The organism is Flavobacterium collinsii (assembly GCF_946903285.1).
Classification (GTDB): domain Bacteria; phylum Bacteroidota; class Bacteroidia; order Flavobacteriales; family Flavobacteriaceae; genus Flavobacterium; species Flavobacterium collinsii.
Genome location: NZ_OX336425.1, coordinates 3,947,287 through 3,957,426, shown reverse-complemented (window position 1 = coordinate 3,957,426; position 10,140 = coordinate 3,947,287). Strand labels below are relative to the sequence as shown.

Below are 10,140 nucleotides of genomic sequence, written 5' to 3'. Positions count from 1 at the left end.
TTATGGAAAAGAAAAAAGGTTTGGTGTTCGACAGTCAAAGTTATTTTGGCCGTTTTTTAAAGTATGAGTTTAAGCATGATTTTGTATTCGATTCGTACAAAAGTATCGAACACTTTGAAGACTCGTTAGAAAGTTATAGTCTGGTAGTTTTTATGATATACAATGAAAATGAAATAATCGACATGATGAGGCTTTATAAAAGGGGCGTCCCGCTTATCGTATCCTGTCTGAACAAGGAGTTGAAACTGAAACTGGAGAAAATTACAGACGTCGTTCTTTTTGATTGTGCCAAAGTTAAAGCCGAAATGAGATTGGAATTGGAATATTGTATCAATTTAATTGCACAAGTATAGTAGTTTAAATTGTTATACTTTTTATTGGAATGGTTTACAATTCAGATTTGAGTATGTTCACCCTCCTAGATTTATTTTTTATGAAAAAGATTATATGTCATTATGATTCTGGTCTAAATTGGGCCGGACCGTTGGCCAAACAACTTAGAGGCAAAGTAGAAGGAAATTTTATTAAAGCTTCCCCCCAAATACATACAGGAAGCCGTTATTTTTTAGATTGTGGAGAAGGCATATCTGCATTGTATCTTGATATTGAATACAAAGCGGATCTTATTATGGTTCAAAAAAGTAAAAAGAACGACTTTATTGGAATTTATTATGATTTGACTGATGTAGGTGAAATTAAATTTTCCTCGAAAAATAACTCGAAAGCAATTGGAAGATGGGGATTTGATTTATCTGTTATTGATGGAACATTAGAATTGGAAAGTTTAGTTAAGAAAGGAAGTCGAACATTTGCTTTGTGCTTGTTTGTTCGAAAAGATTTATTCTATTCCTTTAATAAAAAAGATAAAAAGCTTCACAATCTCTTTCAGTCTGAAAATGGTATTCTGGCAAAATTTGGTAGAATGAGCCCTGAAAGTTTTTCCCATCTTACAGATTTGCGACGAAAAAAAGTTGGAAGCAGCGCCTTTAATATAGATTTGGCTGCTACAGCTTATTTGCTAATTTCGGATCTTTTAGATACCGTTTTGGTAGACAAGACTAAGAATTCGGGAATTACTGAAAACGATATATTGAAAATAATAGACACCGAAAAAGTACTGGCTCAGAGCTTAAAAGGCGCTTTTCCAGGGATAGAGATACTTTGTGATCAGGTGAACATGTCGCCTTCTAAGTTCAAACATGTTTTTAAAAAAGTGCTAAAAACGAGTCCGCAATCTTATCATATGAACACTAAGCTTTACCAGGCAAAAGAACTTTTGGAACAGCAACAGTTGTCTGTAACTCAAATTTCGCAGCAATTTGGTTTTTGCAATGCGGCATATTTTGGATCAGCTTTTAAAAAAAGATATAATATGTCGCCAAAAACATTCACACAACAACTGACATGAAAGAAATTGAATATTATTATGGATTATCGCCCTCCTGGTATATAGAGCTGGCGGAAAAAATGGGTGGCACGTTAAAAGAAGATAAAATCCTGATTTTACCGGATAGTATCGGAAACGGATTTTCGTTTTTTACGGAAGTCATTCCGGGGATGTCTGTTATTTTATTAGATTTTGTATTAACGACGCCGGTTAGAGTAAAGCACTTAGGAAATCAGGACGATTTGTACATTATAAACTTTGATCTTAGCGAAGAAGTCAACACGATTCAGATTCGCGATATCGCTTATAAAGTTGGAAGCAAGGCTAATTTAGGGCTTTTTGTCTGGAAAAATACTATTGAAAACACCTACGAACATGCGGCTGGAAAAAGAATATTTGCAATACGTTTGATAGTAGATCAAAAATTATTGGATCCTTTATTTACAAAAAAAGCAGACGAAAATGAACCTTCAAAACACAACGATAGATTTGATAGGAAAGAGCTCTATTTTCAAGATCCCATTGATAGTAACAGTAGAATACTAATCGATTCAATAATGCATAAAACAGCTTCGAATCAGTATTTTAATTTCTACCTGAAAGGGCTAGCTTTAAAACTGTTGGGGAATTTTATTCACCGTTATTCGGATGTTGTTCCGGTATCACAAGGAATCAAAAAAATAGATTTGGAAGCGTTGGAGGCTTCTAAAAAATATTTAATCAAAAATTTAAAAAATAAGTTTCCCGGAATCTTAAAGCTGACAGAAATAGCGAGTATGTCGGCAAGTAAGTACAAGAAACTTTTTAAAGAGATAGAAGGAGTTACACCAAATGATTTTTTTAAGAGAGAGAAAATTGTCCTTGCTCATAAATTACTTTGCAGTGGATCTTACAACTCTGTTATTCAGTTAGGATACGATCTTAATTTTACCAGAGTTGACCACTTTTCAAAAGAGTATTTTAAATTTTTGGGAAGAAGTCCGTCCGAAGATTTAGTTGTAAAAAACAGTTGAGTTTTTTTTATAATTAAGGACGCTTCTTTAACGCTGAGGCTTTGCCAGATCCTTTTACTATAAGCCATAGGATATTCATTAGAAGAAAAAGATTTTAAGTTTTTTTCGAGTAATGATTTCATTAAAATTATAATTATTGATTTTAGGTTTAAATTCAAACCTGAGTAAATAAAGTTCTAAGTTCATCATGATAAAAATTATTGTTATACTGATTTTGAGTTTAGTTTCCTTTCAGAAGAAAAGTGAAGCCTTTCCTGGGGCTAATTATCGCTCTGTTAAACCTATCGAAGTCAAAACTTCCGAAATTTTAGGTGATACTACTAAACCTAAATATCTGGATAAATGTATTCGGGTTAATGCTCCCGTTAAAATAATATCCTCGACTTTGATGAACAATGAATATTCGAGTTTTAAAGACATTCGTCTGACTTTTAAAAACGTGACAAAGAAAAATATTCAGGCAATTAAATTTCAGTGGTATACAGAAAATGCTTTGGGAGAACCATCAAACTTAAAGTCGTCATTTTATCTCCGCGGTGAAAGCTGTGGACTTTATACAGATCTTTTAAAAACAAAGAGAATATCAACAGTAGTTTTCGAAGAGTTTTCAAGTGATGCGAAACGTATTATTGCGGCACAAGCCTACGAAGTGGTTTTTTCAGACGGGACGAAATGGAATCCCAGAAATCAAAAGTACCTAGATGTTCATTTGATTAAGCATTATAGAAAATGGTAATTACAATACGAGAGATTTATGTAAAAGCATAAACCTCTTAATCTGTAGCAAAAGGTTAGATATTGACGTAATTTTTATATGGCTCGTTCCTGCGGAACTTTCTGTGTCCTGTTTTTTTCAACGGATTTTAATCCGTTGGAACCAAAAACAATATGTGGAAAAAGTTCCATAGGAACGACTCATTTAAATTTTGAACCCTAGTGGAGTCACACATCTTGTTTTATGTAAAGATCATAATATTTTGCAACAGCTTTACGACTCCCCATCTTAGCGAGAGATTCTAATCTACGCAAACAAAAGAAGTTGAGGCCTTTGCGTAGCCCCTTGCGCTCCTTGCGGTTTTAAAAAAAAATCAAACCGGAAGATTCTTCTCAAATGCCGATCCGAAAGAAAAAAACGAATCTGTACTTCCAACACCTTCAATCTGGTGAATTTGTTCGTATAAAATTTTACGAAGTTCTTCGTTATTGATAGCGACAATTTTTATGAACAAAGCATACTTTCCGGAAACCCAATGGCACTCTACAACCTCTGGAATTTCTTTTAATTTTTCGGCAATTGAATAGGAAAAACGCGCCTCTTTGGTTACAATTCCGGTGTACGTAGTAGTCTCAAAACCAATTTCTTTTGGATTTAACTTTACCGAAAAACCGGTAATCACTCCCGATTCCTGTAACTTCTTAACTCTTAAATGTACCAATGAATTGGAGATGTTTAATTCTTTGGCTAAATCCGAAAAAGAGATTCTTCCATTTTTGCTTAGCATTTGTATGATTTCGCGATCTAAATAGTCAGTATTTTCATTCTTCTTGATGTTTGCCATGGTTAGTGCTAGTTTAGAGATTTCTATTATTTTGACAATTCTTAAGTTAAAACGGGTTTTATAAATGTCAAAATTACAAAAAAAACAGTGTGAAGTGTCGAATTTTAAATAAACGTATATCTATGGTGTTATAATAACACTATTATATATAATTTTGTGTCATAATCACACTATTTTAACAAAACAGAAATGGATAAAAATCAATTACTTATGAAATTATGGGAGCAGTATGCCAATATTACCCCATCTGCAAGAAAAATACATGAATTACTAGAAGAAAGAGGTGAAGTGATAAAAAATGACCATATCGCTATTCGTACTTTCAATGATAAGCGTGTAAATATTGAGGTTCTGGAAAAGCCTTTTTTGAATGTTGGTTATGAAGCAAGAGGAGAATATAATTTTGAAAGTAAAAAATTGTTTGCCAGACATTACGAACACCTTACAGATAAAGATGCTCCAAGAATTTTTATTTCGGAGTTGGAGTTGGAAAAATGTTCTCCTGAATTGCAGGAGACCGTACAGGGTATTCTGAACAGTTGTGACGCAGATTTATTTAATAATCCTGAGTTGGTTTTGAGTGGTTCTGTGTGGAATGGAAATTCACAGGCAGTGTATAAATCATTATTGGACGAGTCAGAGTATGCGGCATGGATGTATGTGTATGGATTCAGAGCCAATCACTTTACCATTAATACCAATGCTTTAAAAGAGTTTAAAACTTTAGAAGAACTTAATCACTTTTTGGAAGAGAGTGGATGGAAATTAAATGCATCGGGTGGAAAAATCAAAGGTACTCCGGAGCAATTACTGGAACAATCCAGTACACTTGCTGATTTGTATCTAGTCGATTTTGAAGAAGGTGCCTTAGAAATACCATCTTGTTATTATGAGTTTGCACTTCGTTACCCAATGGCAAACGGAGAATTGTATCAGGGATTTGTAGCCTCATCTGCCGATAAGATATTTGAGAGCACAGATGTAAAGTTGCAGGAAATTAAATAATTACAAGAAATAAATTCATTGAGTATAAGGAAAAAAATCTGATTTAACACATAGAAACATAGATTGTATGTGAAAAAAAAGAATGTAAAAAAAGAAATACATTTCTTTCACATAGCCGGTAATGCGTATTTAAAATAAGTGAAACGTCTTTTTATAAGTACAAAACCTATGTCTCTATGTGTTTAAAAGAAATTCCCCCAATTAAGTACAATCATTTTACAACGAGCTTTTAAGATAAAAAAATAGTTGAAGAGACGAAGGTCATTTTTTGCCTTTCGAACTTCTTTTTAAAGAGATTAAAAGTTGAATAATCAATATTAAAAAAGTCGTAATGGCAGTAACAGAATTACAATTCGGAATAAAAGAAGCTTTAAGCCAATTGGGCATAAAAGATATTAATGAGGGAACTTCAACCGGATTGAACCATTTTTCAAACGGCGAAATCCTTGAAAGTTATTCTCCGGTTGATGGGCAATTGATTGCAAAAGTTAAAACATCAACGGCTGGAGATTACGAGAAAGTAATGGAGTCGGCAACGGCTGCTTTTAAACAGTTCAGATTGATGCCGGCACCGCAACGTGGAGAAATCGTACGCCAATTTGGTGAGAAGTTGCGTGAGCGCAAAGAAGCATTAGGAAAATTGGTTTCGTACGAAATGGGGAAATCCTTGCAGGAAGGTTATGGAGAAGTGCAGGAAATGATTGATATCTGCGATTTTGCAGTAGGGCTTTCACGTCAGTTACACGGATTAACGATGCACTCAGAACGTCCGGGACATCGTATGTACGAGCAATACCATTCTTTGGGAGTGGTAGGAATTATTTCGGCATTCAACTTTCCGGTGGCAGTTTGGGCATGGAATACAGCATTGGCGTGGATTTGTGGTGATGTTTGCGTTTGGAAGCCTTCAGAAAAAACACCTATCTGTGCGATTGCCTGTCAAAACATTATAAGTGAAGTCATCAGAGAAAACAATTTACCGGAAGGTATTTCGGGGTTAATCAATGGTGATTATAAAATAGGAGAACTACTGACCAAGGATACTCGTATCCCTTTAATTTCGGCTACCGGTTCTACCCGTATGGGGAAAATCGTGGCGCAGGTAGTTGCAGGACGTTTGGGAAGATCATTACTGGAATTAGGCGGAAACAATGCGATCATTGTAACACCTGATGCCGATATTAAGATGACGGTTATTGGTGCTGTTTTTGGTGCCGTTGGAACGGCGGGGCAAAGATGCACGTCAACCCGTCGTTTAATCATTCACGAAAGTATTTACGATAAAGTAAAAGATGCGATAGTGGCTGCCTACAAGCAACTTCGCATTGGAAATCCGCTGGATGAGAACAATCATGTTGGTCCTTTAATTGATACTCAGGCGGTCGAAATGTACCAAAAAGCTTTGGAGCAAGTGGTAGCTGAAGGTGGAAAAATTCTGGTAGAAGGCGGTGTACTTTCAGGCTCCGGATATGAAAGCGGATGTTACGTAAAACCTGCTATAGCCGAGGCCGAGAACTCATTTGAAATTGTACAGCACGAAACTTTTGCCCCAGTCTTGTACTTACTAAAATATTCCGGAACTGTCGAAAATGCAATCGCAATTCAAAACGGTGTAGGACAAGGTTTGTCTTCTGCAATTATGACTAATAATTTAAGAGAAGCCGAATTGTTTTTATCTGTTACAGGTTCTGATTGTGGAATTGCAAATGTCAATATTGGTACATCCGGTGCCGAAATTGGCGGAGCATTTGGCGGAGAAAAAGAAACAGGCGGAGGGAGAGAATCCGGCTCCGATGCCTGGAAAGTGTATATGCGCAGACAAACCAATACCATTAATTACACGACTAGTTTGCCATTGGCACAAGGAATTAAATTTGACTTATAAGCCGAATTAGAACTAAAGCTTATATAAAAATCAAAACAAAGAGAATACCTGCATTGAATAAGACAGTTTTATAAAAGACTGTCTTATAAGGTGCCCGCTTACAAATAAAAAACAAACAAAAAACGAAATTTTAATTAACCAAAACCATTACCAAAATGAAAAAACTACTCATTAGGAAATTAAATTTTATTCCTTTACTGTTATGCTTGTGGTTGCCAAACATCAACTTTGCGCAAGTAAATCAGGCGCAAAAAACCATTTCCGGAAAAGTCATTGATGATAAGAATAATACGTTGCCGGGCGTGAGTATTTCTATTAAAGACTCTAAATATAATGCCGCAACTGATATTGACGGAAATTATACTTTAGTATATTCATCAAGTCTTGTTAATCCGGTGATTGTTTTTTCATACATGGGATTTATTGAGAAAAGTGAAGCGGTAAACAACCGTTCGGAACTTTCAATTACCATGCAGGAAGAAACCAATAAACTGAATGAAGTAGTGGTTATTGGTTATGGTTCTCAGAAAAAAAGTAACGTTACCGGGGCAATTTCTACCGTTAAAAAGGAAAGCCTCGAAACAAGAGCTACAACAAGTCCGGCTGAAGCACTTCAAGGCTTGGTTGCAGGGGTAAACGTGCAAAAAAGCGGTGGTGTGGCAGGGGCTTCTGTGAGCGTAAAAATCCGTGGGGTAAATACCTTTGGAGCTACAGAACCACTTTATATTATTGATGGATTTCAAGGGTCTATTAATACTATAAATCCAACCAATATTGAATCTATGGAGGTACTGAAAGATGGTGCTGCAGCGGCAATTTACGGATCTGTTGCTGCGAATGGTGTCATTATTGTAACGACTAAAAACGGACAAAAAGAAGGTGTAAAAGTAGATTTTAGCTCTTTTTTAAGCATCACAAATCCATCCAAAACATTAGATTTATTAGATGCTGACGGATATCGCACCGTTCACAAAAGAATGTATGATGAATACAATAAATATGCAACTTCGCCAAAAGCGCTTCCTGCTTATATAAACGCTCCATCTGATATCAATACAGATTGGCAGGATGAAGTTTTTCGTTCCGGATTTACACAAAACTACGGTTTAGGAATTCAGGGAAGACAAGGAGATTTTAAATTTGCTTTGTATGGTAACTTCGTAAAACAGAAAGGAATTGTAATTGACAATCAATTTGGTTCGCAAACGGCCAGTGCAAGAGTAAGTTTTAAAAAATCTATTTTTGACATAGACGGGAAAATGGCCTATATCGGAACACAAAATGCATTGCCTAATTTTCAATTGAAAGAGGTATACACCATGTCTCCTTTAGTTCCTGTTTATGATGATAAAGAAGAATATGGTTATGGATTAACGAACAAAAATGGTCTGCCAGCCGGAACAAACCCTGTTGCCGAAGAACATTTTAAGAAAAGCAATGATGTAGGACAGGATATTACAGCTAATATTGCGGCAACAGCTAATATTGCACCTTGGTTAAAATATAAATTAGCGTATTCTTACCGTGTGAAGAACAACCAGCAAACTGCACATTTTCCACCGTACATTGCCAATCCAAAAGAGGTACATCTTTATCCGTTGCAAAGTGAGTTAAGAACAACCTGGAACGAGCAAATATTAGACAACATTATTACAATTGATAAAACTTTTGGTAAACATGTTTTTGGTTTAATGATTGGTAACACTTTTAATAGCCAGGCATCTAACTGGAATGAGGTAAGTGTAGAAGGAAAAACAACAGATTATACAGTGGATAACGGACAATTGGTTTCTATAGACCGTCCATCAGGATTTCTTGATCCGGGATTTGAAACTATTGGTGCCGGAAAAGGAGGAACGTATGCTGCAGATGGATCAAAGTTTCAGTACAATCGTGTTTCTTTCTTTAGCAGGTTAAATTATTCTTACAATGACCGTTATTTGTTACAAATGACCGTTAGAAGAGACGGTTCTTCTAAGTTTGGAGCCGACAGCCGTTGGGGAACTTTCCCATCTATTGCATTAGGATGGAAAATTGAACAGGAAGATTTTTTCCCGAAAGATATTTTTATCTCTACTTTAAAATTACGTGCCAGCTGGGGACAATTGGGTAACGAGGCAGCTTTAGGATATTACTCTGCAAATACATTGATTAATACAGGTAATAGCTTAGGTTCAGGTTATGTTCAGGGAATTGGAAGCAACCCTTGGCCTGGAAGCATTGCAAAAGCTTTGGAAAATAGAAACCTGCAATGGGAAACTACAGATTCTAAAAATATTGGTATCGATTATACCCTTTTAAAAGGAAAAATTAGCGGTTCGATGAACTACTACCACAATGTGACCGATAATTTATTAATCACAAAAAGATTGGCTCCATCTGCAGGAGTGGATGACCCGATTCTTAACGTAGGTAAAATTAGTAACAGCGGATTTGAATTTGAAGTAAATTACCGCGATCAGGTTAATGAATTCAAATACAATGCAGGTTTAAATTTTACAACGCTTAAAAACAAAGTGGTAGCACTTGCAAACGAAGGACAGACCATTTATGGAGAAGGATTAAAATTCGGAGACGAGCATTTTCCAACTCAGGCACGCGTAGGAAACCCTATTAGTGGATTCTATCTGTACAAAACAGATGGTATTTTTCAAACTACTCAAGAGGTAGCGGCTCATAATAAAAATGGTGTTTTATTACAGCCAAATGCTCAGCCGGGAGATATTCGCTTTAAAGATTTAAACGATGATGGTGTTATTGATGATAAAGATAAAGCCTATGCCGGAACCGGTTTACCAAAAGTTGAAGTAAATCTTACTTTAGGTGCAAGTTATAAAGGCTTTGATTTCTCAGCTTTGATTGGAAGCGGTTGGGGGAATAAATTGTACAACGGAAACCGTTATTTTTATGAGTCTATGAACTCCGGAACCAATATGCTGGCTTCGACTTTAAATTCATGGACACCTGATAACCGCAGTGATATTCCAAGAGCTGTATTGCAGGATCCTAACGGAAACAGCCGTGAGTCAGATCGTTTTCTGGAAAGTGGAAATTTTATAAGAATGCGTCAATTGCAATTAGGATATACTGTCCCAAGCAGCATGTTGGGCAAAGCAAAAATGGACAAACTTAGATTTTATGTGAGTGTAGAGAATTTATTTACTATCACTAATTATTCTGGTATTGATCCTGAGTTTTCACGTGCATCTGTGCTTAATACTGGTATTGATCGTTTTGTGTATCCATTTACAAGATCGTTTGTATCGGGTATTCAGTATATATTTTAATTCT

Annotated in this window: 8 protein-coding genes; 7 read left to right on the top strand and 1 reads right to left on the bottom strand. The window is 35.8% G+C overall.

The features are described from left to right. Positions 1-2: 2 nt before the first annotated feature. The 4 genes from OGZ34_RS16315 to OGZ34_RS16300 all read left to right on the top strand — a co-directional run bounded on the left by OGZ34_RS16315 (position 3) and on the right by OGZ34_RS16300 (position 3,136). Positions 3-353 carry a hypothetical protein gene (locus OGZ34_RS16315; RefSeq protein ID WP_173966214.1) on the top strand — a complete coding sequence of 117 codons (351 nt, stop codon included), beginning with the start codon at positions 3-5 and terminating at the stop codon, positions 351-353. Positions 354-433: 80 nt separating this feature from the next. Beyond that, the gene (locus OGZ34_RS16310; protein WP_263360927.1) at positions 434-1,408 is read left to right on the top strand and encodes a helix-turn-helix domain-containing protein; all 975 of its coding nucleotides are present in this window, start codon (positions 434-436) and stop codon (positions 1,406-1,408) included. Next, positions 1,405-2,400 carry a helix-turn-helix domain-containing protein gene (locus OGZ34_RS16305; RefSeq protein ID WP_263360926.1) on the top strand — a complete coding sequence of 332 codons (996 nt, stop codon included), beginning with the start codon at positions 1,405-1,407 and terminating at the stop codon, positions 2,398-2,400. The genes OGZ34_RS16310 and OGZ34_RS16305 overlap by 4 nt, the downstream gene beginning before the upstream one ends. A gap of 187 nt (positions 2,401-2,587) precedes the next feature. Next, positions 2,588-3,136 (top strand): hypothetical protein, encoded by a 549-nt coding sequence (locus OGZ34_RS16300; RefSeq protein WP_263360925.1) that lies wholly within the window; start codon positions 2,588-2,590, stop codon positions 3,134-3,136. A gap of 352 nt (positions 3,137-3,488) precedes the next feature. On the opposite strand, the gene OGZ34_RS16295 is transcribed toward OGZ34_RS16300, so the two are convergent. Next, positions 3,489-3,959, bottom strand: a complete 471-nt coding sequence (locus OGZ34_RS16295; protein WP_173966220.1) for an Lrp/AsnC family transcriptional regulator — start codon at positions 3,957-3,959, stop codon at positions 3,489-3,491. Positions 3,960-4,148: 189 nt separating this feature from the next. Between OGZ34_RS16295 and OGZ34_RS16290 the strand changes: the two genes are divergently transcribed. From OGZ34_RS16290 to OGZ34_RS16280, 3 genes are all read left to right on the top strand, one after another. Beyond that, positions 4,149-4,964, top strand: a complete 816-nt coding sequence (locus tag OGZ34_RS16290; RefSeq protein WP_263360924.1) for a DUF1338 domain-containing protein — start codon at positions 4,149-4,151, stop codon at positions 4,962-4,964. Positions 4,965-5,295: 331 nt separating this feature from the next. After that, positions 5,296-6,849: an L-piperidine-6-carboxylate dehydrogenase gene (gene amaB, locus OGZ34_RS16285; RefSeq protein ID WP_263360923.1), complete on the top strand. Its 1,554-nt coding sequence runs from the start codon at positions 5,296-5,298 to the stop codon at positions 6,847-6,849. A 155-nt stretch (positions 6,850-7,004) separates the two neighbouring features. Beyond that, a complete protein-coding gene (locus tag OGZ34_RS16280; protein WP_263360922.1) occupies positions 7,005-10,136 on the top strand; it encodes a SusC/RagA family TonB-linked outer membrane protein in 3,132 nt (1,043 codons plus the stop codon). Positions 10,137-10,140 lie beyond the last annotated feature (4 nt).

What these genes read in the sequence shown, in the direction of transcription:
- OGZ34_RS16295 (WP_173966220.1), bottom strand. Translation starts at nt 3,959, where the DNA reads ATGGCAAACATCAAGAAGAATGAAAATACTGACTATTTAGATCGCGAA.
- OGZ34_RS16290 (WP_263360924.1), top strand. Translation starts at nt 4,149, where the DNA reads ATGGATAAAAATCAATTACTTATGAAATTATGGGAGCAGTATGCCAAT.
- amaB (WP_263360923.1), top strand. Translation starts at nt 5,296, where the DNA reads ATGGCAGTAACAGAATTACAATTCGGAATAAAAGAAGCTTTAAGCCAA.
- OGZ34_RS16310 (WP_263360927.1), top strand. Translation starts at nt 434, where the DNA reads ATGAAAAAGATTATATGTCATTATGATTCTGGTCTAAATTGGGCCGGA.
- OGZ34_RS16280 (WP_263360922.1), top strand. Translation starts at nt 7,005, where the DNA reads ATGAAAAAACTACTCATTAGGAAATTAAATTTTATTCCTTTACTGTTA.
- OGZ34_RS16300 (WP_263360925.1), top strand. Translation starts at nt 2,588, where the DNA reads ATGATAAAAATTATTGTTATACTGATTTTGAGTTTAGTTTCCTTTCAG.
- OGZ34_RS16305 (WP_263360926.1), top strand. Translation starts at nt 1,405, where the DNA reads ATGAAAGAAATTGAATATTATTATGGATTATCGCCCTCCTGGTATATA.
- OGZ34_RS16315 (WP_173966214.1), top strand. Translation starts at nt 3, where the DNA reads ATGGAAAAGAAAAAAGGTTTGGTGTTCGACAGTCAAAGTTATTTTGGC.